Origin of the sequence: [Erwinia] mediterraneensis (genome assembly GCF_900604315.1) — a bacterium.
Taxonomy (GTDB): domain Bacteria; phylum Pseudomonadota; class Gammaproteobacteria; order Enterobacterales; family Enterobacteriaceae; genus Pantoea; species Pantoea mediterraneensis_A.
In genome coordinates, this window is sequence record NZ_LR026978.1 from 1009953 (window position 1) to 1034678 (window position 24726).

Sequence of the window (24726 nt, forward strand, 5' to 3'; positions counted from 1 at the left end):
ACGACCTTTGCGGTCATGTAAGCGCCGTCAGCCCGGCCCGCCTTTCCCTGGTTTCAGCGCCTTATTGCGGCCAACGGCTCCTGTAGTTATGCCAGTAACCTTTTGCTGATGTCCAGCAGCTGACGCACATCTTCCACACGCGTGTCGCCGCTCGACTTATCGATAATTGAGCTGTAGATATGCGGGATGATTTTGCTCACCCCGGCCTCCAGCGCGATCTGCACGATCGTCGCGTAGTTATCCGGATCAATACCGCCGGTCGGCTCCAGCCAGAAATCGTGTCTGGCACAGGCTTCCGCCACGGCACGATACTCCTCGATCGCTTGCAGGCCGCCCATCGGGAAATATTTGATCGAGCTGCCGCCCATGTCTTTTAACAGGGCTATGGCGCTGTCGACAGAAATGATGGCGTCCGGCCCCTGCGAACTGAGCGGGCCGGTGGAGATTTTCACTTTGCCTGGCGTACCGGTGGGCGACACCAGACCGTTCACCACGGTCTGCGTCTGTCCCAGCAGAGCGCGGCTGGTGGCGACGCCGGTAAATACCTGGTTTACGTGCTGCGGCTGGAGCACGGCGGCGATAGCACTCACCATCGCCGACTGGTTGGGGTCCCCGGCCCCCAGCCCCACTGAAATCGCATTATCGATCAGCTGCGCATACTCGCGCATATCAGTAATCGCCGCTTCGGTGCTGGCGTAGTTTTTCGACAGTACCCCCACCAGCACATGGCCTTCTGCCGCCTCCCAGATGGCGCGGGCATTCGCTTTTGATCCCGCCAGAACATTCAGGCAGAGACGATCCTTATAAAAATCAGGCGTCAGCTTCATGCGCTTTTCTCTCCGTTTAACAGCGTCTGCACAGACGTAAAAATGGTGTTGAGCTGTTCGGGCGTGACGCTACGTACGTCCACCTCAATAATGCCCTCATTGGCTTTGTAGCCGCGGAAGTAAATGGCGATAGCGCCGTTCTTCAGCGCCTGCACCAGATCGCCGGTGCGCTGACCGATCGCCGCCTCATCAAAAGCGATCTCGGTGCGGGCGATGTCGCGTCCGGCCGCATCCCATACCACACGTGCCGTAACGCCGTGCAGGGTGTTCAGGCTGGCGATAAAGGGCGTCATCTTTTCCACCATCTCAGCACCGGTGGTTTTTTGCTGCGTCAGATAGTTTTCAATCGCATGCGTCAGGCCGAGGATGCCCTCTTTGCCCACCTTCATGGCGCGGCCGATGCCGTTGGTCTGGCGTTTTACCCACTCAACATACTGCTGACGGCCGATCACCAGACCGCTGGTTGGCCCCTCGATCGCTTTCGCCCCGCTGTAGATCACCAGATCTGCGCCCGCCTGGTAGTAGCACTGCAGATCTTCTTCTGCCGCTGCATCCACAATCAGAGGGACGCCATGCTGGCGCGCCACGGCTGCCGCCTGCTCCACGTTAAGATGGCTTTTCTGTACGCAGTGATGAGACTTCACATAGAGAATAGCTGCGGTTTGCGGCGTAATGGCCGCCGCCAGCTGCGCTGGTGAACATTCATTGCTGTAACCCGCTTCGACGACGCGACCACCGCCCAGCGTGACCATTGTCCCCACCGGCGCGCCGAAATTCACATTATGCCCTTTGGGCACCACAATATCGTGCGGCACCTGCAGCGGCGCAGCGTGCAGATTTTCCAGCAGCCAGGCATCATCTTTCACAATGGTGGCGGCCACGCATTGCGCGATACCTGCCGAGGCGCAGGAGACCACCACCGCATTTTCTACATTAAGCAGACCCGCAATATAGGTGCCGGTTTTATCCACCAGGTCTTTCATTTCAAAGTAGTGGTTAAGACCATATTTCACCGTATCCACTACGTCAGCCGCAGGCGTTGAGACGCCCAGCGCCGTCATGCGGCCAGAAGCGTTGATGACCTGCTTCAGGCCATATTTCTCATAAATCGAAGACATGATTGCTTTTCCCTTGATTGGTCAGATGCCATTGACCTGCCACCACGGCGGCCAGCGGCACCAGCTGTTTCTCACCCGTCACCTGCTCACCCTCTGCATCGACAAAGGCACAGGGCTCCTGAGTCACGGTAAACACGGTCAGATCGGCGTCGTAACCCGGCGCCAGACGACCTTTGTGCGCTAATCCGAGCCCTTCCGCCGCCTTCCTGGTGACGCAGTCGATCACCTGCGGCAACGTCATTCCCACACTGAAAAATTTCGACATCACATGCGCCAGGTGATGGACCGGGCCGTTGATACGGTTGCGGCAGTAGATATCGGAGCTGATGGTGTCGGGCAGAATACCCTGGGCGATGGCGATGCGTGCCACCTCAAAGCTGAAGCTGGCACTGCCATGCCCGACATCGAGCCGTACGCCGCGCTGCAGCGCATTTTTGACTGCGGCGCGCAGTTCACCCTGCGACGTCAGAATGCGGTTAGGCTTGCCGTTATAGCAGTGAGTAATGATGTCGCCGCTGCTGAGCAGATCGGCAATCTCATCGAGGTTCGGCGGGTTGTTGCCGATATGCACCATCAGCGGTAATCCCCCGGCCGCCTGCTGAATCGCCTTCGCTTTGATCAGCGGCTGAATACCGTTTTGTCCGACCACGCTGCTGCTCATACGCGCTTTCAGCCCCACGATAAAATCGGGTCGGCGTTTGACCGCCGCGATCACAGCATCAGCATCGATCTGCGTCATGTCCGCCAGTTCGTTCTGGGTGACAATGCCGGTGCGCGCAATATTGATCAACGCATAGACCCGGGTGGTCGCCTGCCGCGTCAGCTGATAAAAGTCATCAATGTCCTGCGCGCCGGTGCTGCCCGCATCGATCACCGTGGTTACACCGGTGCTGACGCCGATGCGATCCGCTTCGTCGTGGTAGATGGGGGATTTGGGATAACAGTGCACATGGGAATCAATCCAGCCGGCGCTGACATAGTAGCGCCCGGCCAGATCGCGCTCCTGTGTCGCCTTGCCTGCGACCTGACCGATGGCAGCGATTTTGCCGTCGCGCAAAGCAATATCCACCAGCTGCTCATCGAGCATGCGCGCGCGTCGGATAATCAAATCAAACATACAAACTCCTTAACCACGGCCCGCCAGCGCGCGGGCCGTCTGTCAGAGCGCTACCGGGAAGATAGCGCCGAGTAACATCGCACCCAGAATCGCGCCGCCGGTGATCGGCTTATTCCACAGATAGAACAGCAGTGCGCCCGCCAGCGAGCCCAGACCAATCGGAATAGAGGCGCCCATGGCAGAGAGAATAATCAGCGGCCCGAGGAAGCGGCCCGAGGCGTTACCCGCGCCCATCATCACATCCGCGCCATAGGTGGAGTCGCTCTGGTTAATGGTAAATTTGCGCGCCAGGATAATCACATAGCCAATGGCGAGACCAATCACCAGTCCGGTTACCAACGAGGCAGCAAAGTTAGCCACCGGGAAAACAATGCCCGCCCCCAGCAGCAGCGCGGGCACGCCAAGACCGACCCCGGTCTGAATGGCGCCGCCGATATCGAGAATCCCCACCAGCGAACCTTCGATAATGCGTGCAAACAGGAAGCTGGCGCCGAAGGCGGCTACCGCGCCATAGACGCCGGTTTCCATCCCGGCCCGCAGCATGGAGACAAAAGCGACTTCGTTAAAAGCGCCGATGCTATAGAGGTAATACATGTGGGTACCCGCAAACACGCCGGATGAAAGCAGGCCGACAAAAATCGGGAATGACCAGTCGGCATACCAGAAGCTTTTATTTTCATTCATGACGATCGCCTCTTATTTACCGCTCAGGGAGTTATGGATCATATCGAGCCAGCCGGGAATGCCGAGCTGGAAGGACTCCAGCAACTTCATATCAAAGCCGCGGAAGAAGCCGCTCAGCACAAACAGCAGCACAATGGCGGTCATCATCACTTTGGTGACTTTGTTCCAGCCGCTCTCCTCAACCCCTTTGCCGATCAAAATACCCAGTACCAGACCCGGGACGGCGTTGCCCATAATCAGCTGTGCCAGCCCGCCAAAAATGGTGGCCCAGAAGCCCGATTTTTTACCGGCGTCGATAGCGGCCAGCCAGAAAATAACCGGCATCACGGTATTGACCAGCAGGTTTGCCGCTGGCACCAGCACTTTTACCGCCGTCACCTGTAGCGCGGCGGGTACCGCCGAGGCAGTGGTGTTCAGGAAGGTTACGACGATCATGCCGATCAGACCGCAGGCGATGGCCATCTTTTTCGGATCATGCAGCGTTTCCGCCACGTTGCGGTTTTTCACCATCAACGCAGCCGCGCCCCAGTTAGGGATGATGCGATGATCAACATCCTGTGTGAAAGAACCCGCCGCAACGGAAGAAGCCCAGGCGTTAAAGAAAAAGCCGAGACCAAAGGAGAAGTGTGAAGCAGGATCGCCTTCACAGGAGTTGAGCTCGCCCAGCGTACGAAACGCGCCCATCCCCTGCGTGGTCGGTGCGTGGAACATGCGCGCCGCGCCAGCACCCACGCCCACACCGACCAAACCTCCGATGATTAACGACTTAAACAAAATGATTAAAAACATATTTTTACCTTTGTTTTTCGTCTGTTGTAGTTAAGTCGCCGCCGTAAAGGTGACTTTTTCACAGTCGATTACGGTGACGTTGACGGTAATCTCCAGCTCAACGCTGTAGTTCCGTCGCTGGCGCGCCAGGAAGAAAAAGAGAAACTTTTCCGTCCGGACGCTCTCCTGCGCGCGCAGCACTCGCACATCCTGCGGCTCGATGCGCAACAGAATCTTTTGCGTCGATTGCAATACCTGGCTTTGTACCCGGCTCAGGGCATCCGCAAAGGCTTTGGCCTTGCTGTCTCCTTTGCCCTGAACCTTCACCTGAGTGATGTATTGCTCTTTCATACTCAACTGCCGTACTTCTTGTTCCAGGCCTGTACCAGCCTTTCGCCCAGCTCTTCCTTATCCATAAAGCCAAAACCCAGCACGGTGGCCCCTTCATTGATGGCCGTAACGCCTTCGTCAATGGAGCGCATACCGTGTTTGGCTTTATAGCCATGCTTGTTCTGGGCAGTAATGGCGCCTGCGCCGCCGCTGCCGCAGAAAGAGATGCCAAAATCGGCGTTTTCTGCCTTCATGACGTCGCCCAGCTTCATATCTGCCGCTACGCCCGGCACCACCACGGCACGGCCACCCGCTTTTTCCACGCCTGCCGCGACTTTCTGCCCTTTACCTAAACGATCGCCAATCACTACAGTTACCATCTGCGTTTCCTCTCTGTTCTGATAAATTACTGACGCACGGCGGAGTGCCGCCGCACTGTCTCAGCCTTCGCGCGCCACTTCGATATGTATGGAAAGCAACCACGCCTCCTCTTTCGGCAGGTTGCCAAACAGATCCACCACCTGCTGCGCCAGCTGCATGGTTTCCGGGGAGATGTCCTCAAACAAGGATTCATCAACCTCGGGCAAGGCTTCACCGGTTAACGAGCGCGACGCCATCGCGCGCACGTGCGAAGCCAGCATTTGCTGCTGAACCGGGTTGGGGTGAATATCATGGCATGTATAAATAGCCTGAATTTGCGCCATCACTTTTTCTGTCAGCGCTTCTGTTTCATCCGTCAGGGTCTGGCTAACCGGAACTGCATCACTACTCACCTTGCTACTCCTGTTTCGCACCGCACTTTTGCGCTTAATTTGCATTGCAAATAAATTACGCGGTTAGCCGTACGCTGTGGAGACGCAACATTTCCGCATGAAAGTGGAAATCGGGAAGGGGTTTGTGCGCCAGATCGCATAATGCACAGATCGGGCGCTTCGCTGTCTCTGAGGAAGATTCAGTGCGCCTAAGCCCGACAGAACGCGTGATCTGCGCACGGGATGGTCAGCTATCAGGAGGAATGCAGGGCTGATGCCGTCAGGTGATAAGCAAAAAGTATGACTGGCCCTGACGGAAGAAGGGTAAACAGAGGTCAGAACCGGAAAAAAGGGTAAAAAAGGCAGTCATGCAGGCTGCCTTTTCGTGATGAAGAAGTTTACTGACCGGCGATCTTCATTTCCGGCAGCAGTACCGATCCACACTGGATGTTGCTGCGCGTTTCGATATCGTCGCCGACGGTAACGATATTGCGCCACATCTCTTTCAGGTTACCAGCAATGGTAATCTCACTGACCGGATACTGGATTTCACCGTTTTCCACCCAGAAGCCTGCTGCACCGCGCGAGTAGTCGCCGGTAATGGCGCTGACGCCCTGGCCCATCAGTTCAGTGACCACCAGGCCGGTGCCCATCTGCTTCAGCAGATCGGCAAAGCTGTGTCCCTGCCCGGCGATGCGCCAGTTATGGATGCCGCCCGCGTGCCCCGTGCTCTGCAGGCCCAGCTTGCGCGCCGCATAGCTGGTTAACAGCCAGGTTTGTAACACACCGTTCTGCACAATGGCGCGATCCTGAGTACGTACGCCCTCGCTGTCGAACGGCGTAGAGGCCAGGCCTTTCAGCAGGTGCGGCTTCTCTTCAATCGTCAGCCACGACGGCAGAATCTGCTGCCCCAGCGCATCCAGCAGGAAGGTAGATTTGCGGTAAACGCTGCTGCCACTGATCGCGCCCACCAGATGACCAAACAGGCCGGTGGCGACTTCCGGAGCAAAGATAACCGGTGCTTTCATGGTGGAGAGTTTACGGGGCGACAGCCGTGACAAGGTACGACGCGCGCACTCCGCGCCCACCCATTCCGGGCTCTGCAGATCGTCAATGGCGCGACCGATGGTGTAGGCGTAGTCGCGCTCCATATTGCCATCCTGCCCGGCGATAACACAGCTGGAGATAGAGTGGCGGCTCGAGCAATAGCTCTGCAACATGCCGTGCGTATTACCAAAAACTTTGATACCGACATGGCTGTTAAAGCTGCCGCCTTCAGTATTAATAATACGCTTGTCCGCCTGCAGCGACGCCTGCTCGGCGCGCGCGGCCAACTCAATGGCGCGATCGGCATCGATCTCCCACGGATGATAGAGATCGAGATCGGGCGCTTCATACGCCAGCAGCTGCTCATCAGCCATCCCGGCAAAGGGATCCGGCGAAGTATAACGGGCGATATCGATCGCGGCCTGCACGGTGCGCCGGATCGCTTCGGGAGAAAGATCGGTAGAAGACGCGCTGCCTTTACGGTTCTGGTGATAAACGGTGATGCCCAGCGCCCCATCGCTGTTGAACTCCACGTTTTCCACTTCACCGTAACGGGTGCTGACGCCAATGCCGGTGGTTTTACTGACCGCGACTTCTGCGCCATCGGTACTGGCTTTGGCCAACTCGAGCGCCTGCGCGACTGCCTGTTCCAGGACTTTTCGTTGTTCTGCAACCTGAGAAGATACGTTCATCGACCTGCCGTCTAATCTTAAGGGTGAATGCTCTGAGTCTATCAGAGTCAGAGAACAATTTCGCAGTCAGCCGATAAACTGGTAGGATTAGCCTCTTTTTTTGGGAGCCAACAGATGACCAAACAGCCCGAAGACTGGCTCGACGATGTGCCAGATAATCAGGAAGAAGAAGACGAAGAGATTATCTGGGTCAGTAAGAGCGAAATCAAACGTGACGCTGAAGAGTTGAAACGCCTTGGCGCAGAGCTGGTCGAGTTGGGAAAAAACTCACTGGATCGTATTCCGCTGGATGAGCAGTTGCGCGCAGAGATTGAACTGGCGCAGCGTATTAAGAAGGAAGGCCGCCGCCGTCAGTTACAGCTGATCGGTAAACTTCTGCGCTCACGCGACGTTGAACCGATCCGCCTCGCACTCGACAAACTGAAAAACCGCCACAACCAGCAGGTCGCGCTGTTCCATAAACTGGAGTCGCTGCGTGACCGCCTGATTGAGAAAGGAGATGATGCGATGACAGAAGTTATCGCCTTATACCCGCAAGCGGATCGTCAGCAGCTGCGCAGCATGATCCGTAATGCGCAGAAAGAGAAAGCGGCTAACAAGCCGGCAAAATCTTCCCGCCAGATTTTCCAGTACCTGCGGGAGCTGGCGGAAGCCTGAGCCCGCACGGAGCAGTCCCCTCTCCCTCCGGGAGAGGGTCAGGGTGAGGGCGAAGACCGCACGGAGCAGTCCCTCTCCCCCCGGAGAGGGTCAGGGTCAGAGCGAAGACCGCACGGAGCAGTCCCCTCTCCCTCCGGGAGAGGGCCAGGGTGAAGGCAAAGACCGCACGGACTATTCCCCTCTCCCCCCGGGAGAGGGTCAGGGTGAAGGCAAAGACCGCACGGAGCAGTCCCTCTCCCCCCGGAGAGGGTCAGGGTCAGAGCGAAGACCGCACGGGGCAGTCCCCTCTCCCCCCGGGAGAGGGTCAGGGTGAGGGCAAAGACCGCACGGACTATTCCCCTCTCCCCCCGGGAGAGGGTCAGGGTGAGGGCGAAGACCGCACGGAGCAGTTCCCTCTCCCCCCGGGAGAGGGTCAGGGTGAGGGCAAGACCGCACGGAGCAGTCCCCTCTCCCTCCGGGAGAGGGTCAGGGTGAGGGCGAAGACCGCACGGAGCAGTCCCCTCTCCCTCCGGGAGAGGGTCAGGGTGAGGGCGAAGACCGCACGGAGCAGTCCCTCTCCCCCCGGAGAGGGTCAGGGTCAGAGCGAAGACCGCACGGAGCAGTCCCCTCTCCCTCCGGGAGAGGCTCAGGGTGAGGGCAAAGACCGCACGGAGCAGTCCCTCTCCCCCCAGAGAGGGCCAGGGTGAGGGGAAGGCCGCACAGTTCCGCCCGCCAGGCGTGCGGCAGTTTCAGTGGCTGCGCCACACGCGGCCGGGTTAAGGGGCCTTTTCGCCGGCCTCTTAACAATCCCCGCGACCGGCTGCCGTGGCGCAGCGCTGCGCGCTGTCCCTTCGTCACTCACGCCGTCCCACGGACCGCTCGGGACGCGTTCCCGACGCGGCCCTTCGCTCTCGCCGCATCCCTGCGGCTCGTCCTGGCCGTCGTTCCCTCCTCAGCGCCCCGGAAGCCGGAACCGGGGAGCCGTCTGTAAGTCCTCGTTATTTTCTTTGCGTATGGGATCGTCTGGAAGTTTTTAACAGGCTGATTCAGTGCGGTTTTCCCCACTCCGGAGAAATAAAGAAGGAGAACGCAGTGCGAACCCGGAAGTAACAGAACAGCCTCCCTTCAATCTTTCAGCTATGACGCAGTCGAAAGAACGGCTGCTGGCCGTACAGCGGGGCCGTGGTGCGGCCTTTTCATCGCTGAGCGGAGGAAGGATTTCAGGACGCGCCGACAGGACGTCGGCGAGAGCGACGGGTCGCGCCAGGGAGGGCGCGTCCCGGGCGGTCCGGTTGAAATCCTGAAGACGCGAAGGGACCGCGCAGCGGCGATGAAGGGGGCCGCAAGCCCGGGGTCAAGGGGGCGCGGCGACTGGCGCCCCCTTGTCGGTCGTCCGCAGCAGGCGGGGCTGAAACTGCCGGTTCGCTCTGGCGAACGAAATCTTCTCCGCAGCCAGCCCGCAGGCTGCGGTAACCTCCGCCGACAGGCTCCCTCTTACCCCAGTCGTTCCAGCAGCTTCTGATGGATCCCGCCAAAACTGCCGTTACTCATCACCAGAATCGAGTCTCCTGGCTGTGCCGCTTTAACCACCATCGCCACCAGCGCATCGATATCAGCGCTCCAGTGGGCGGGCTGCATGCAGGCTTCCGCCACATCTGAAACCTGCCATGGAATATGGTGCGGCTGGAAGAGAAAAACCTCATCCGCGCGCGCCAGCGAAGGCGCCAGCTCGTTTTTATTCACGCCCATCTTCATAGTGTTAGAACGCGGCTCCAGCACGGCAAGAATACGCGCGGTGCCGCCAACCTTGCTGCGTAAAGCGGAAAGCGTTGCGAGAATGGCCGTTGGATGATGAGCAAAGTCGTCATATACCTTGATATCATTGACCGTACCGCGCAGCTCCAGACGGCGTCTGGCGTTGATAAAATCATTCAGCGCCCTGCCCGCATCTTCCGGCTTCACGCCCACGTGGCGCGCCGCTGCCATCGCCATCAGGCCGTTATGCATATTATGCTCGCCCACCAGCGCCCAACTCACTTCAGCCACTTTGACGCCATCCAGCCAGGCTTCCCAGTGTGAGGCGTCCGGCGTCAGCTTCTTCGCCTGCCAGTGACCACCGTCACCCACGCTCTCCTGCTCGCTCCAGCAGCCCATCGCCATCACCTGCTTCAGGTTGCTGTCATGCTCCGGCAGCAGGATTTTGCCCTGCCCCGGCACGATACGCACCAGATGGTGGAACTGCTTCTGAATTGCCCGCAGGTCGTCAAAAATATCCGCGTGGTCAAACTCCAGGTTGTTAAGAATCAGGGTGCGCGGCGCGTAATGAACAAACTTGGAGCGCTTGTCGAAAAAGGCGCAGTCATACTCATCCGCCTCAATCACGAAAAACGGGCTGTTGCCGAGCCTGGCCGAAACGTCAAAGTTGCCCGGCACACCGCCAATAATAAAACCGGGCTCCAGCCCACAGGCTTCCAGAATCCATGCGGCCATGCCCGCCGTGGTGGTTTTGCCATGCGTACCGGCCACTGCCAGCACCCAGCGATCGCGCAACACATAATCATGCAGCCACTGCGGACCGGAAAGATAAGGAATATTGCGTTCCAGCACCGCTTCCACACAGGGATTGCCGCGCGTCATGGCGTTGCCGATAATCACCAGATCCGGCATCGGCTCAAGCTGACTGGCATCATAACCTTCGGTTAATACAATGCCCTGCTGCTCAAGCAGTGTGCTCATCGGCGGATATACATTAGCATCCGAGCCCGTCACCTCATGACCCAGTGAACGCGCCAGCATCGCCAGCCCGCCCATAAAAGTGCCGCAAATCCCAAGGATGTGAATACGCATAAAGAGATCCATTACTCAAAAGTTCGGCGCACAGTGTAACCCCGAGCGCAAACGGAAGAAACGGATTAGGACTATGGTTTTTGAAGTTCAATCGGCTAAACTGCGTGGGCATACGTTGGCAGTTTGTTAACTGTGCTGCCACTTCATTGAAGATTCAGGAAATGTGTTATGAAAACGTTAGGCGAATTTATCGTCGAAAAGCAGCACGACTTTCCACATGCCACCGGTGAGCTGACGGCGCTGATTTCCGCCATCAAACTGGGCGCAAAAATTATCCACCGCGATATTAACAAAGCGGGTCTGGTGGATATTCTCGGCACCAGCGGTGTGGAAAATGTTCAGGGTGAACAGCAGATGAAGCTGGATTTGTTTGCTAACGAAAAGCTGAAAGCAGCGCTGAAAGCGCGCGGCATCGTGGCAGGCATCGCCTCTGAAGAAGAAGATGAATTCGTTATCTTCGAAGGCGTAGAAAATGGCAAATATGTGGTGCTGATGGATCCGCTGGATGGCTCCTCTAACATCGATGTCAACGTGTCTGTGGGTACGATTTTCTCTATCTACCGTCGTGTGACGCCGCCGGGCACGCCCGTCACCGAAGCGGACTTTATGCAACCCGGTAATAAACAGGTTGCCGCCGGTTACGTGGTTTACGGTTCGTCTACCATGCTGGTTTATACCACCGGTTGTGGCGTACATGCGTTTACCTACGATCCTTCACTCGGCGTTTTCTGTCTCAGCCAGGAACGTATGACTTACCCGGAAAAAGGGTATACCTACTCAATTAACGAAGGTAACTACATCCGTTTTCCGCAGGGCGTGAAGAAATATATTAAGTTCTGTCAGGAAGAGGATAAAGCGACGCAGCGTCCTTACACCTCGCGTTATATCGGTTCTCTGGTTGCTGATTTCCATCGCAACCTGCTGAAAGGCGGTATTTATCTTTACCCGAGCACCGCCAGCCATCCGCAAGGCAAGCTGCGTCTGCTGTATGAATGCAATCCGATGGCATTTCTTGCTGAGCAGGCAGGTGGTAAAGCGAGCGACGGTAAAACCCGTATTCTCGATCTCCAGCCAGAAACCCTGCACCAGCGCTGCCCGTTCTTTGTGGGCAACCGGGATATGATGGAAGACGTAGAACGTTTTCTGCGTGAATATCCTGACGAGCAACAGGCATAATCACCAGCATAAGGGCGCGGGCAACCGCGCCCTTATTTGATCAGGCGGCGCTTACGCGAAACAGCGCCATGGTTTCCTGCAGCTGGCGCGACTGCGCTTCCAGCGACCGGGTTGCCGCGTTTGCCTGCTCCACCAGCGCCGCGTTCTGCTGCGCCGCCTCATCCATCTGGATTACGGCCTGATTCACCTGCTCAATGCCGCGACTCTGCTCGCTGGACGCCGTCGAGATCTCCTTCATCAGCGCCGTTACGCGCATCACCTCACTGGAGATTTCATCCATCGTCTCACCGGCTTGCGTCGCCATATCGCTACCCTCTTTCACCCGCGACTGCGATTCCGCAATCAGGGTACGGATCTCCTTCGCCGCATTGGCGCTGCGTTGCGCCAGGTTACGCACCTCGCTGGCGACTACCGCGAAGCCGCGGCCCTGCTCACCGGCACGCGCCGCTTCCACCGACGCGTTCAGCGCCAGAATATTGGTCTGGAAGGCGATGCTGTCGATCACCCCAAGAATATCGCCGATGCGATTTGCGCTCTGGGTAATCTCCTGCATTTTTTCCATCACGTAACAGACCACTTCCGCCCCGCGATCGGCGGTGTCCGACACCTGGCTGGCAAGCTGATGCGCCTGCTGCGCATTGGTGGCATTCTGGCGCACCGTGGCGGTCAGCTGCTCCATACTGGCAGCGGTCTGCTCCAGGGAGGCGGCGGACTCTTCGGTGCGCTGTGACAGATGGCTGTTGCCTGCGGCCAGCTCGCGGCTGCCAACATCAATCTGCAGACTCGCCTCGCGTACCTGGCTGACCGAGGCGCGTAATGCCTGCTGCATCGCGCCCAGCGCCCGGTTCAGGCGACCAAACTCATTGTTGCTGACAGGCGGCAGCGGCTGCGACAGATCCCCTTCAGCGACCTGCTCCAGATGCAGAATGGCGCGGTCGAGCGGCTTCAGCATCATGCTGCGCAGGATTTGCCAGGCGATGGCCATTAACAGCAGCGTCAGCACGCCAGCAACCGCAAACAGGATTTTCATCATCCTTTCGTTGTGCGCCGCCTGCTGCAGCTGTGCCTCGGTTACCTGACCGGCATAGACACTGAAATCATCAACGGCTTTGGCATAGTCGGTGGCGAGCCGGGAGAGGCCACCCTCCAGCACGGTGTAATACTCATCGGTGTACTGTTTCTGCAATGCCGTCATCATCGGCGTAATGCCCTGTTGCAGATAGGCGTTGAAGCTGGACGCCACAGCATTTGCCAGCGTTTTACCGTGTGCGGTAACGGTACCGGCTGCAATAAAACGCTTCATTTGCTGTTGTGAGGCGGCGACATCGGCGCTGGCCTGTTGCGCCGTACTCGCCCCTTCATCCAGCAGACCAATTTCAATTTTTCGTACCGCCAGCGCCGCCGTGGCTCTGGCGCGTAGCAAATCGCTGTTGCTCTGATGCAGACTGTTAAGCTCAATACCCTCAATACGGTTAACGACCTCCAGTGAACGATTTCCTGCGTTAATCGCCACTATCCCCATATAACTCACCGCCAGCAGCAGCAGCGTCATACATCCAAGCAGTAACAGTAAACCCGTGCGTAGTGAAATTTGTCTTAACATAAAAGTTTTCCCTTAACGTCAGCAAGGCAGAATCCAGTACCCCTAAAACGGTATGAATATCGGCGCTTGCCGGAAAAACTTTAACTTTATTAATTGTTAGCAGGGTAATAAATTAACAGTACGGGCGCGTTACGCATTGCGCCTGATCAAAAGCGTATTGATAACCACAAACAAGCGCTGTTACGACACGGCTGTTCACCGCGTAGTCTCGCGGTTGACCAATATTTTATTCCTGCAGGGAGATATTATGGCTGCCTACGCCTCCACACTGATACTGGTGTGCCTCGCTATTCTGAGCTATTTCGTACATAACAATGCCGTCACTATTTCCATCGTGGTGCTGTTACTGATCAAGATCACGCCGCTGGCGCAGTTTTTTCCCTATATAGAAAAGCAGGGCATTATGCTGGGGATCATTCTGTTGACCATTGCGGTAATGGCACCGCTGGCCAGCGGTAGCATGCCCGCCTCCGCCTTGCTGAAATCCTTTACTGACTGGAAATCGCTGCTGGCTATCGCGGTGGGGATTTTTGTCACCTGGCTTGGCGGCCGTGGGGTGAATCTGATGAGCAGCCAGCCGTCGGTGATCGGGGGTTTGCTGGTTGGCACTATTATTGGCGTTGCGCTGTTCCGCGGCGTACCGGTCGGGCCGCTGATTGCCGCCGGCATTGTCTCCCTGTTCGTGACGCAAAAATGAGTGCCGGGGAGCATTCCGAAAGGCCAAAAAGAGGGCATACTTTCAGAGTCAGTTGGCTATAATAGCCGTCACTCAACTTACGACTAGTGAAGGAATAACAGATGAGTTTGAACCAGGTGCCTGCAGGTAAAGAGCTGCCAGAAGATATTTACGTCATCATTGAGATCCCGGCCAACGCCGATCCGATCAAATATGAAGTCGATAAAGAGTCTGGCGCCCTGTTTGTAGACCGCTTTATGTCTACCGCCATGTTCTACCCGTGCAACTACGGCTACGTTAACAACACCCTTTCTCTGGATGGGGATCCGGTTGACGTGCTGGTTCCAACCCCGTATCCGCTGCAGCCCGGCTCCGTTATTCGTTGCCGTCCGGTTGGCGTACTGAAAATGACCGATGAGTCTGGTGAAGACGCCAAAGTCGTTGCCGTACCGCACACCAAACTCTCCAAAGAGTACGATCACGTGAAAGACGTGAACGATTTGCCAGAGCTGCTGCGCGCCCAGATCACCCATTTCTTTGAGCACTATAAAGATCTGGAAAAAGGCAAGTGGGTTAAAGTGGATGGCTGGGATAATGCTGAAGCTGCTAAAGCGGAAATCATTTCCTCTTTCGAGCGCGCTCAAAAGAAATAATTTTTTCGCCGCCGCATAAAAAAACACCGTCCACTGGACGGTGTTTTTATTTATGCTTCGTCACGCCGCACCCAGTCGCCGTTCACAATGCGCTGACAACCTGCCACAGAGCGTTGATAAACATACAGCCAGGCGCTGCCGTAAGGCGTGGGTATCAGCTGCCGCTTATACTCATCCCCCCGGGTACGTAGCGCATCGAGTTCGGCCAGGGTGGAGGCATCGATACGATATACCTCACAGTAAACCTGACCATCCCCCGCGATCACGCCGGGATAGAGCCCCAGATTGTAAAGCTCATAGCCCTCAATCTGATGGTCCCCTAACCATTGCGCGTTGGTCATCCAGTGACTGTTTCCCTGCTTGCGCCGTAAAGTGCCATAAACGATTATTCGCATTGCTAAAACTCAAACTGATAAAGCAAGTCAAGAGCCTGATCCACGCCGGATACGGCTTCCAAATAGAGTTTGGGCATCAGGCGATAACGCAAGGTTAAGGTCGCCAGTGAATCAAATATGCCAACACCATATTTTACTTGTAGACCCGGCAGCACATAGCCACTGACCTGCACCTGCTGACTGTCGCCAACGCCGGTGGTATCCAGGGCCAGATTACTGACGCCAAAAGTCTCCCCGATTTTACCCACAACCTGACCACTTTGTGCAACCCCCAGACCCACCAATGCTGAAGTCAGGGCGTTACTGTCGCCGTCGGTATTCAGTCCCTGGCCGCGCAGCAGGTAGGAAAGCGCTTCCTGCTGCGACATCGCCGGATCGGAGAAGACCTCGACCTTCGGCTCATCCGCCAGCCCGGTGACGCGCAGCCCGGCGGTGACGCCATCCTCGGTGGCATCCGGGTTACGAATCGCCTCCAGGTTAACATAAGGCTGGTCCGGCGGCCCGGCAAATTGCAGCTCGCCTTTGCGCACGAGCAGATCCTGACCATAAGCTTTAAAGCTGCCCGACGGAATATTGATTTGTCCGTTCAGGCCCAGACCGGTTTTATCCTGCACCAGCTTCAGGTCGCCATTCAGGCGCGCTTTCAACCCAAAGGCCGAGAGACGCACATTATTACCCACATGGATCACCAGATTGCTGTTGATCGGAATGCCCGCGGTTTTCGGCGCAACCGGCTTCAGATTTTTATCCAGCATCACCTCATCGGACGAAACGCCCACCGCGCTCTCCGGCACCTCCTGGACAATAATACGGCCCCAGGGAATGTCGACGCTGCCGTCGAGGTTAAAAGCGGCTGGCGAGGCTTCAAACACCAGATCGGGCGACACATCCATGCGCACCATCGGCGGCACGGTCACCCGTACCCGACTGCCCTGCGCCGCAATACGCGCCCGCCAGTTATCGAGCTGGCTCCAGTCGGCATTGCCGTTCAGATTGATACTGCCCTGGGCCGTTTGGATCGCGCCGTTAAGCGTGGAGCTCATGCCGTTAAAGGCCACATTAAGGTTAGCGGCGGTCAGCTCGACCGGCATAAAGCTGCCCTCAACATCCACATCCCGTAATCCCAGTTGACCAAACACCTGCGGCTGCTTCAGGTTGCCGCCAAGACGCAGCGTGCTGTTCAGGTTGCCCTGAATGCTTTCCCCCTGCATCAGCGCCGGGTTAAGCAGCGCCAGCGAAATATTGCGGATATTAACGTTCCCTCCCAGCGTACGCCGGTTAGCAGGATCGTTAATCTGTACGTTGCCATCCAGCTGCCCGTTATTGACGAGGCGAATCAGCCAGTTCAGCTGCGCGCGGCCATTATCCAGCGCGGCATTCAGATTCAGGGTGCTGAAGGCGATCGGCAGCGGGTTGCCCTGCACATCCTGCGTCACCTTCACCCCATTACCTTTCAGCGCCACTTTACCGGTGGGCAGCTTGCCGTCGGCGGTCCAGTTGACATTAGCATCTCCGCTGAAGACGCCGCTCAGCTGCGTGGCGTCAGTCAGGAAGGGCTTCAGCATGGCCAGATCAAAACGGTTCAGCACCACACGGGCATGGCCGCTTGGGCCTGCTTCAATGGGCTGCGGCACGCACAGCTCAGCGTCTGGATTACGCCAGCAGTGCGTGCCGATGGTTGCGGTCTGTCTGGCATTGAGATAATCAATCGACATGGCCCGCGTCAGGCGCCATTCGCCTACTGGCGTGTCGAAACGCGTATCGCGCAGCGCGCCCTGCCAGTGCTGAGTGGCGCGATCGAAACTGCCGTTCAGCGTCAGCTGACCAGAGACCGGATCGCCCTGCACGTTCAGATTCAGCTGATGCTGTTTTTCATTGCCGTCGGCGTTAAGGGTCAGCAGCCCGACGCTCAGCGCATCCTGCTTCAGCTGCTCAATACGCAACGCCAGCTTGCCGGCGATCGTCTCGCCCGAGCTGACATCCCCCTTCAGCGAGACCCGGCGAATGCGCAACTGCTGCCAGCGCAGCGCCCTGGCAGTGACATCCGCCAGCAGCTGCGGTGCCTGCAGCGTGCCGCGCGCCCTGATGGTGCCTTGCGCCACGCCGCCCAGTCCGGGCAAGGCGTTGTCGAGATGAGGCGCGTCAATAGTGGCGTCCAGGTTCAGTTTGTCGCCCAGCGCCCCTTTGACATCAATGTTGTTACGTCCCAGCACCAGGCGAATGCCCGGGATATCCCACTGGTTGTAGCTGTTGCCATACAGCGAACCCTGGGCGCTGACCGCATTCTGCTTCACGTTGCCCTTCAGCTGCAGCTCCGGCACCCGCATCTGCCAGCTGCCGCCATACAGGCTGCCGCGCGTGGTGATCTTGCCGTCCAGCTTTGCCGGCCAGTCAGGGTACTGTTTTGCGGTATTGATCCCCGCCAGCGTCAGCTCGCTGTGCCAGCTGATCGCCTTGCTCCAGTCCAGCAGCGCCGTCAGATCAATATTGCCCTGCAGCGTGCCGACGCGCAGCTTATCGAGATTAAACTGTTCAACGTTTCCTTTACCGTCCAGCGTAATGGCCGCAGGCGGCACCGACTCCCCTTTCACCGCCGTGCGCAACGACATCGCGTAATCGGTCGCTTTGCCGCTGAAGCGGAAATCGAGATTATCCGCCTGATACGCCACCGGGCCGCTGAGCGGCCAGCGCAGCTGCGGACTGGTCAGCGTGAGGTCGAGCGGCAGCCCGGCTACGGCAGGCTGCGCCGCTGCTGCCAGCTGCGCCTGCACCGGTCCGGAGAGATTAAGCGCCAGCGTCATCTCATCGCGCATCGCCCCGCCCAGCGTCATTTTGATCTTCTCCCCTTTAATGGGGTCAACATTCAGCGCGCCATTCAGGGTAAAGTTCAGCGGCCAGTTGTCCGCCAACCTCGCCTCGCCGCTGGCATTTAACAGGCCTTGCGCCGCGTCGATATCCAGCGTTTGCAGCTGCAGCAGACGATCCCGGGTTCTGGCCTTCAGCAGCAGGCGATTGATAGCAATATCGGTATCGCCGGTAATACGCAGTTGCTCACCCAGTATCTCCTGCACCTCGATATCCAGCGGCAGGCGAAAATCGGGCAGTTCAGGCAGCAGCGGTCTGGCGAACATCGCCTGCAGAGTTTCACCCAGCGGCTTCTCCTCCGGTTGTGGCTGCTGCACCTTCGGCTGCACCACCTCTTCATTCGCCACCTCCGCCGCTTTCGGCAACGCGACCAGCAGGCTCTGAATATGCGTTGGCGTCAGCTGCAGCGCGCGATCCTGCCATTGCAGGCCGCTGGTGAAATCCAGCAGCGAGATCGCCGTATCGTCCACTTTGACGTTGATGTTGTGCAGCGCAATACGACGCAGCGTGATGGGATAAGGGGTGCTGAGATCGCCAGCGCTTTCTTCTTCTTCCGGCGCGGCTTCGCTGGCAGGTGCCATTTTGCTGCTGTCCACCACCACGCTGACATCACGTAAGCTGATATCGTTGACACAGACGGCGGAGTGCAGCAGGCAGCCGGTATCCAGCGCCAGGCGGAACTCCCCGGCGTTGACGCTGACGCCCGCCATATCGTAGCGCAATCCGCCCAGTTTCAGATTACGCCAGCCCCCTTCAACCTGAGCGATAGAGAGCCCGGGCACCCAGCGCGACGCTCCGTTCAGCAACAGATGCAGACCCGGCGTGGTACCCACCAGAAAGAGGATGCCGCCCAGCAGCAGCACGAAAAAAATCAGAATCCCGATCAGGACCTTTTTCCACAGCTTCATAGTTCAGGCCCCAGTCCAACATAAAATTGCAACCCGTGCTCCTTGTCATCGCCAATGGGGCGGGCAATATCCAGCTTAATCGGGCCAACCGGCGACGCCCAGCGTACGCCGACACCAGCCCCGGTCTTGAAATTGCTCTGTTTGATATCATTCACCGCTTCACCCGAATCGACAAACACTGCGCCCCACCATTTGCCGCTCACGTTGTACTGATACTCCAGCGAGCCGGTCGCCAGTTTGGAGGCGCCGGTGAGTTTGCCCTCTTCGTCGCGTGGCGAGACCTCTTTGTAGCCATAACCGCGAATGCTGCGGTCGCCACCGGCAAAGAAGCGCAGATCCGGTGGCACCCGCTCGAAATCGTTGGTTTCGATCCAGCCGAGATTGCCGCGCGCCACAAAACGGTGCTTATCCGCAAGGGTACGGATCCAGACGTTTTGCGCCTGCAGGATCATAAAGTCGACATCGGAGCCCCAGGTGGTATCAGATACATCAATGGAGTAGCGTTGCGAATCGCCCCAGGTTGGCATCAGGCCACCGCGTGAACGGGTACGGTTTACGCTGACGCCCGGGTAGAGCAGCATGGTGGTGTTGGTCACGCTGCCCTGGGTAAAGTGATCGAGACTCCAGCGCAGGTTGATCGCTTTCTGCCAGCCGCTGCTGTTATCCCAGTAACGCGACACCGCCAGGGTGGTGGAATCCGATTTGGTATCGTTAAGATCAGTGCGTTTCAGGCCGCCCTGCAGCAGATAATATTGCTCCAGCGGGCTTTTCAGCAGCGGTACTTTGTAGCTGAGATCGAGCTGCTGCTCCGGCGCGGAAATATAGGCGCTGGCAGCCAGGCTATGGCCGCGATCGTTCACCCACGGTTTTTTCCAGGTAGTTTTCAGACGCGGGCCGACATCGGTCGAATAGCCCACCCCGGTTTCAATGGTGTTTTCAGTTCGCGGGGAGACCACCGCGCTGAGCGGTAGCACTTTGGTTTGCCGCCCCTGCTCAAATTCCGGCGCCACCACCACGGAATTAAACCAGCCAGTGGCGGAGAGCCGCCGGTTGAGTTCCGCCAGCTCACGCGAGCTGTATTTTTCGCCCTTCTCAAACGGCACCAGATTCTGCAAATACTCTTCGCGAATCTGTGATCCCTGAAAGCTGACGTCGCCAAAGCGGTAGCGCGGCCCGCTGTCATAATCAATGTCCCAGAACGCTTCGCGCCGCTCCACCGACACGCCAAGCTGGCTGGTTTTAAAATCACCGTCAAAGTAGCCGTTACGCAGCGCCAGGTTTGAGAAGCCATTTTTAAATTTGCTGTAGTCACCATGGTTAAGCTGGCTCCCCACCGCGGGTCGTCCCTGCTTAACCCACTCCTGATAGTCAGGATCGTCCCGCGCCTCGCCGCGTACCACAATGGTGCTGCCGCCAATTTTCACCGGCGGTCCGGGAGTGACGCGGGCGATCAGCACCGGACGGCCGCCAGCAGCAGGGGCCGGACGCGATTCAAAATCGATATCAGGCTCATAGTAGCCCAGCGCACGTAATCCCTCTTTTATCGCCTCCGACACCCGGGCACGGAAACGCCCATCGTTCGAAACCTCATCGCTGCCAATGGTGGACAGACGTGCCCTGACATTTTTCTGTACGTCCCCGGTCAGGCCTTCCAGCTGCAATCGCACGGTTGCGGCCTGCACAACAGGCGCGGCGACAAGAAGGCTGACCATGCAATAGAGATGAAATCGTGGCACACTTACTCCCGTTAATCATATCTGCCTCTGTTCCCCAGGGCGTGAATCTTCTGTCAGTGCCCAGCCTCTCTCTGACGTCACCAACAGCATAGCCGCACTTGCGCCCCGCAGGAGAGGTAATCGCAGGGCGACGGCCAAATCGTGACCCATTGTCAATAAATGCGGCGAGCGATACAACAACGGAGCGGTTTTAGCGGAGGTGGATGTGTCGCACTCAGATTAATCCTGGCGTAGCGGTGGCTATGAAGTGCAATTTTTCAGCAATTCAGGCGCGGTTGCCCTCTGGCGGTGACAGGATGGCTGCTGCTATAATCAGCCACCACAGGCCTTGCGCCTGGCTTCATTTCTGCCCCGACATCAATCAACCTTGTCGAATTGGCGCAGACATTTTTGGCACGGATAGCCTGTTCGACTGGTGAGCACAGATATGTGCACTCTTTCCCGCGCTGCCCAGGCCAAAAATGACAAGTGTATAAACCTACGGATGTTTTATGTTAGATAGCTTGCTTGTCATTATATTGCTGATCGTAATCAGCGCCTTTTTCTCTCTTTCGGAAATTTCGCTTGCTGCTGCACGCAAAATCAAACTGAAGCTGCTGGCTGACCAGGGCAATATTAACGCGCAGCGCGTGCTGAAGATGCAGGAAACTCCCGGCACCTTCTTTACCGTGGTGCAGATTGGTCTCAATGCCGTAGCGATTCTTGGCGGTATCGTAGGCGATGCGGCCTTTTCGCCCGCTTTCAGCCGCCTGTTTCAACGCTTTATGGAGCCGGAACTGGCTGACCAGCTCAGTTTCATCTGCTCATTTACCATCGTCACCAGCCTGTTTATTCTTTTTGCCGATCTGACGCCCAAACGTATCGGTATGATCGCGCCAGAAACCATTGCGCTACGCATCATCAACCCGATGCGCTTTTGCCTGCTGGTTTTCCGTCCGCTGGTCTGGCTGTTCAACGGCATGGCGAACAACTTCTTCCGCATCTTCAATATCCCGATGGTGCGCAAAGATGATATCACCTCAGACGATATTTATGCGGTGGTGGAAGCGGGCGCGCTGGCGGGCGTGTTGCGTAAGCAGGAACATGAGCTGATCGAGAACGTGTTTGAGCTGGAATCCCGTACCGTCCCCTCTTCCATGACCTCGCGTGAAAATATTATCTGGTTTGATCTGCACGAAGATGAGCTCAGCCTGAAAACCAAAATCGCTGAACATCCGCACTCCAAATTCCTGGTTTGCGACGGCGATATTGACCATATTGTGGGCTATGTCGACTCGAAAGAGTTACTGCTGCGCGTGCTGGGCAATCAGAGCATGGCGCTGAACAGCGGCGTGCAGATCCGTTCGGCGCTGATCGTGCCTGATACCCTGACATTGTCAGAGGCGCTGGAAAGTTTCAAAACCGCGGGCGAAGACTTTGCAGTGATCATGAACGAATATGCGCTGGTGGTAGGGATTATCACCCTGAACGATGTGATGACGACCCTGATGGGCGATCTGGTCGGCCAGGGGCTGGAAGAGCAGATCGTCGCGCGTGATGAGAACTCCTGGCTGGTGGAAGGCGGCACGCCGATTGATGACGTGATGCGCGTACTGGATATTGACGACTTCCCTCAGTCCGGCAACTACGAGACTATCGGCGGCTTTATGATGTATATGCTGCGCAAAATTCCGAAGCGTACCGACTTCGTGAAGTTTTCCGGCTACAAGTTTGAGGTGGTCGATATTGACAGTTATCGCATCGACCAGTTGCTGGTGACGCGTATTGATGAACGTCCGCCGGTGCTGAACGTAACCAAAACCCCGGAAGAGTAACGTTCAAGGGCGCCGTCGGCGCCCTTTTTCTTAACGATATTCCATTTGCAAACGCAACACCTGGCGGTTGATTTCTGACATTACGCTCAGATGCTGTTTGTCCTTCACGCGCGGGATCAGCACTTTACCTTTATCAAATTCAAATGCACCCACATCCTTGATATACAACCTTCCTCGAAACAGCGTTTTTACATATTTCGCAATTTGCAGCGGATTATAGCGCTGGAAGATTTTCATTGTTCTAACTCCTGTACAGTTTCAGTACGCTCCGCCGTGGCCAAAAGGGTACGGACTGCTGAAGCGCAAAGTGCGGATAAAACTATAGAACATCCTTTTCTGGCAATGTTCCGAAAAATGAATTTTTTTACTGAATTGACACTTCGTTACCGGAGACTGTGTTAACCGGCTCACATAATGCAGTATAAACCTTTGCTCGTTACAGAATTGTGTCAGTAGTAACAAAAGCTTCACATCGTCCGGACAGGGTGATTATTTCTGTTTTATATTGCAGAAACATGACCATCTGGTCTGATCACTTCAGAGGAGCTGTTATGCGGGGACATCATTTTCTTGCTGCGCTGGTCATGCTGGTGCCAGCCATCGCTTTCTCTCACGCGTTTATACCCGGAGAGCGGGTGCCAGCCATCGGTGTGGCGGATAAAGGTGAATTACTCTATCAACAGGATAAATTCAGCTATCAGAGCTGGAACAGCGCTCAGCTGCCCGGCAAGGTGCGGGTCATCCAGCATATTGCCGGGCGTTCTTCAGCGAAAGAACAAAACGCGGCGCTGATTGAAGCGATTAAAGCGGCGGACCTGCCGCGCGAACGCTACCAGACCACCACCCTTGTTAACACCGACGATGCGCTTCCCGGCACCGGCATGTTTGTACGCAGCAGTATTGAAAATAACAAGCGCCAGTATCCCTGGTCACAATTTATCGTCGACAGCAAAGGCAATGCGAAACACGCCTGGCAACTCGCTGACGGCGGCTCAGCCATCGTTGTGCTGGATAACACCGGGCGCGTGCGGTTTGCCAAAGATGGCGCTCTGACGCAGCAGGAAGTGGCACAGGTCATCAGCTTACTGAAACAGCTGCTGCAACAGTAATGGAGAGAGGCGCGGCGGGCGGAAAAAATTCCCGCCCGCCTGATAATCAGAAGATGGAGACGCGAAAGCCGGGGTTCAGGAAAGATTCACGCGGCGCGTAGTCCAGCGTTTTTCCCTTCCAGTCGGTGACATGGGCACCGGCAGCCAGCGCTACGGCGTGTCCGGCACCGGTATCCCAGATGTTGGTCGGCCCGAAGCGTGGGTAGAGTTGCGCTTTGCCCTCAGCCACCAGGCAGAACTTCAGGGAGGAGCCAATCGCCGTGGTCTGATGCTCACCCAGCTGATTAAGATACTCTTTTAATTCTTCATCAGATGCCGCATGGGAACGGCTAATCACCACCAGCAGCGGACGCGCGTCTGCGGCATGAATCCGCGCTTTCTGCCCGCCCTCCTCTTTCCAGGCTTTCCCTTCTGCAGCGGAGTACATTACGTCCAGTGCCGGGGCATACACCACACCCAGTACCGGCTTGCCATGCTCGATCAGAGCGATATTGACGGTAAACTCGCCGTTACGCTTGAGAAACTCTTTGGTGCCGTCCAGCGGATCCACCAGCCAGTAACGCTGCCAGTGCTGACGCACTTCCCAGGCAGGCGGATCCTCTTCTGATAACAGCGGCACATCGGGCGTCAGCTGCTTCAGTCCCTGCAGAATAATCTGGTGCGCCGCCAGATCGGCTGCGGTCACCGGTGAATCATCCGTTTTGTGAGAAACGTCAAGCGGAACCTCGCCATCATACACTTTCATAATGGCGTCGCCCGCCGCGCGTGCCAGTTGGCAAATTTGCTCTAACATTTTTCACCTCTTTCTATGCCGATTCTGCGCACATTTGCGGCTGCATCAGCTCTATAAATTCTAGCAGCTTCATCGCTGCTGCCGGGAGACCGCTACTACACCGCGTATTCTTTTAATTATCAATACCATAGTTCTTGACCGGCCGCCATCTTTGCAGTTGTTGCCCTTGCGGCCAGCCAC

22 protein-coding genes and 1 pseudogene are annotated in these 24726 nt (G+C 57.0%); 7 read left to right on the forward strand and 16 right to left on the reverse strand.

Annotated features, from left to right (window positions below; translation table 11 throughout):
- Window positions 1-86: 86 nt before the first annotated feature.
- From dagF to pmbA, 9 genes are all read right to left on the reverse strand, one after another.
- Entirely contained in the window at window positions 87-827 is a 741-nt protein-coding gene (dagF, locus tag E0E17_RS04720) for a 2-dehydro-3-deoxy-phosphogluconate aldolase (RefSeq protein WP_130831995.1), read from the reverse strand.
- On the reverse strand, window positions 824-1945 hold the full coding sequence (locus E0E17_RS04725; RefSeq protein WP_130831997.1) for a DgaE family pyridoxal phosphate-dependent ammonia lyase: 1122 nt from the start codon (window positions 1943-1945) through the stop codon (window positions 824-826). The genes dagF and E0E17_RS04725 overlap by 4 nt, the downstream gene beginning before the upstream one ends.
- Window positions 1929-3062 (reverse strand): amidohydrolase/deacetylase family metallohydrolase, encoded by a 1134-nt coding sequence (locus E0E17_RS04730; protein WP_130831999.1) that lies wholly within the window; start codon window positions 3060-3062, stop codon window positions 1929-1931. Before E0E17_RS04730 ends, E0E17_RS04725 begins: the two co-directional genes overlap by 17 nt.
- 42 nt (window positions 3063-3104) lie before the next feature.
- Entirely contained in the window at window positions 3105-3746 is a 642-nt protein-coding gene (locus E0E17_RS04735; protein WP_130832001.1) for a DUF4310 family protein, read from the reverse strand.
- Between the two features lie 12 nt (window positions 3747-3758).
- Window positions 3759-4535 (reverse strand): DUF4311 domain-containing protein, encoded by a 777-nt coding sequence (locus E0E17_RS04740; RefSeq protein WP_130832003.1) that lies wholly within the window; start codon window positions 4533-4535, stop codon window positions 3759-3761.
- Between the two features lie 30 nt (window positions 4536-4565).
- Window positions 4566-4865 (reverse strand): DUF4312 family protein, encoded by a 300-nt coding sequence (locus E0E17_RS04745; protein WP_130832005.1) that lies wholly within the window; start codon window positions 4863-4865, stop codon window positions 4566-4568.
- A gap of 2 nt (window positions 4866-4867) precedes the next feature.
- Window positions 4868-5224: an SFCGS family glycine-rich protein gene (locus E0E17_RS04750; RefSeq protein ID WP_130832007.1), complete on the reverse strand. Its 357-nt coding sequence runs from the start codon at window positions 5222-5224 to the stop codon at window positions 4868-4870.
- A gap of 60 nt (window positions 5225-5284) precedes the next feature.
- Window positions 5285-5617, reverse strand: a complete 333-nt coding sequence (locus E0E17_RS04755) for a glycine dehydrogenase (protein WP_130832010.1) — start codon at window positions 5615-5617, stop codon at window positions 5285-5287.
- Between the two features lie 377 nt (window positions 5618-5994).
- Window positions 5995-7335: a metalloprotease PmbA gene (gene pmbA, locus E0E17_RS04760; RefSeq protein ID WP_130832012.1), complete on the reverse strand. Its 1341-nt coding sequence runs from the start codon at window positions 7333-7335 to the stop codon at window positions 5995-5997.
- Between the two features lie 114 nt (window positions 7336-7449).
- Between pmbA and yjgA the strand changes: the two genes are divergently transcribed.
- Window positions 7450-7992, forward strand: a complete 543-nt coding sequence (yjgA, locus tag E0E17_RS04765) for a ribosome biogenesis factor YjgA (protein WP_130832014.1) — start codon at window positions 7450-7452, stop codon at window positions 7990-7992.
- A 249-nt stretch (window positions 7993-8241) separates the two neighbouring features.
- Window positions 8242-8466: pseudogene (locus tag E0E17_RS20595) on the forward strand (DUF3106 domain-containing protein); the annotation flags it as partial.
- A gap of 999 nt (window positions 8467-9465) precedes the next feature.
- Here E0E17_RS20595 and mpl read toward each other — a convergent pair.
- Window positions 9466-10818, reverse strand: coding sequence for a UDP-N-acetylmuramate:L-alanyl-gamma-D-glutamyl-meso-diaminopimelate ligase (gene mpl / locus E0E17_RS04780; protein WP_130832016.1), 1353 nt, complete (start codon window positions 10816-10818; stop codon window positions 9466-9468).
- A 168-nt stretch (window positions 10819-10986) separates the two neighbouring features.
- Here mpl and fbp point away from each other — a divergent pair, with 168 nt between their 5' ends.
- A complete protein-coding gene (gene fbp / locus E0E17_RS04785; RefSeq protein ID WP_130832018.1) occupies window positions 10987-11994 on the forward strand; it encodes a class 1 fructose-bisphosphatase in 1008 nt (335 codons plus the stop codon).
- A 40-nt stretch (window positions 11995-12034) separates the two neighbouring features.
- Here fbp and E0E17_RS04790 read toward each other — a convergent pair whose 3' ends face one another.
- Window positions 12035-13597 carry a methyl-accepting chemotaxis protein gene (locus E0E17_RS04790; protein ID WP_130832020.1) on the reverse strand — a complete coding sequence of 521 codons (1563 nt, stop codon included), beginning with the start codon at window positions 13595-13597 and terminating at the stop codon, window positions 12035-12037.
- A gap of 247 nt (window positions 13598-13844) precedes the next feature.
- On the opposite strand from E0E17_RS04790, the gene E0E17_RS04795 reads away from it, so the two are divergent.
- Window positions 13845-14294, forward strand: a complete 450-nt coding sequence (locus E0E17_RS04795) for a DUF441 domain-containing protein (RefSeq protein ID WP_130832022.1) — start codon at window positions 13845-13847, stop codon at window positions 14292-14294.
- 101 nt (window positions 14295-14395) lie between these two features.
- Entirely contained in the window at window positions 14396-14926 is a 531-nt protein-coding gene (ppa, locus tag E0E17_RS04800) for an inorganic diphosphatase (RefSeq protein ID WP_130832024.1), read from the forward strand.
- A 50-nt stretch (window positions 14927-14976) separates the two neighbouring features.
- Here the strand turns inward: ppa and E0E17_RS04805 are convergent, their stop codons facing one another.
- Genes E0E17_RS04805 through tamA form a run of 3 tightly spaced genes read right to left on the reverse strand, consistent with a single transcriptional unit; the run spans window position 14977 to window position 20830 of the window.
- A complete protein-coding gene (locus tag E0E17_RS04805) occupies window positions 14977-15321 on the reverse strand; it encodes a gamma-glutamylcyclotransferase family protein (protein WP_130832026.1) in 345 nt (114 codons plus the stop codon).
- Window positions 15322-15323: 2 nt separating this feature from the next.
- The gene (gene tamB / locus E0E17_RS04810; RefSeq protein WP_130832028.1) at window positions 15324-19094 is read right to left on the reverse strand and encodes an autotransporter assembly complex protein TamB; all 3771 of its coding nucleotides are present in this window, start codon (window positions 19092-19094) and stop codon (window positions 15324-15326) included.
- The gene (gene tamA / locus E0E17_RS04815) at window positions 19091-20830 is read right to left on the reverse strand and encodes an autotransporter assembly complex protein TamA (protein ID WP_130832030.1); all 1740 of its coding nucleotides are present in this window, start codon (window positions 20828-20830) and stop codon (window positions 19091-19093) included. Before tamA ends, tamB begins: the two co-directional genes overlap by 4 nt.
- Window positions 20831-21321: 491 nt before the next feature.
- Between tamA and paeA the strand changes: the two genes are divergently transcribed.
- Window positions 21322-22644: a polyamine export protein PaeA gene (gene paeA, locus E0E17_RS04820; protein WP_130832032.1), complete on the forward strand. Its 1323-nt coding sequence runs from the start codon at window positions 21322-21324 to the stop codon at window positions 22642-22644.
- 30 nt (window positions 22645-22674) lie between these two features.
- Here paeA and E0E17_RS04825 read toward each other — a convergent pair whose 3' ends face one another.
- On the reverse strand, window positions 22675-22881 hold the full coding sequence (locus E0E17_RS04825) for a DUF1107 domain-containing protein (RefSeq protein ID WP_130832034.1): 207 nt from the start codon (window positions 22879-22881) through the stop codon (window positions 22675-22677).
- A gap of 314 nt (window positions 22882-23195) precedes the next feature.
- Here E0E17_RS04825 and E0E17_RS04830 point away from each other — a divergent pair, with 314 nt between their 5' ends.
- Complete coding sequence (locus E0E17_RS04830) at window positions 23196-23753, forward strand: YtfJ family protein (RefSeq protein WP_130832036.1); 558 nt, start codon at window positions 23196-23198, stop codon at window positions 23751-23753.
- Between the two features lie 46 nt (window positions 23754-23799).
- Here E0E17_RS04830 and cysQ read toward each other — a convergent pair whose 3' ends face one another.
- Window positions 23800-24546: a 3'(2'),5'-bisphosphate nucleotidase CysQ gene (gene cysQ, locus E0E17_RS04835; protein ID WP_130832038.1), complete on the reverse strand. Its 747-nt coding sequence runs from the start codon at window positions 24544-24546 to the stop codon at window positions 23800-23802.
- Window positions 24547-24726 lie beyond the last annotated feature (180 nt).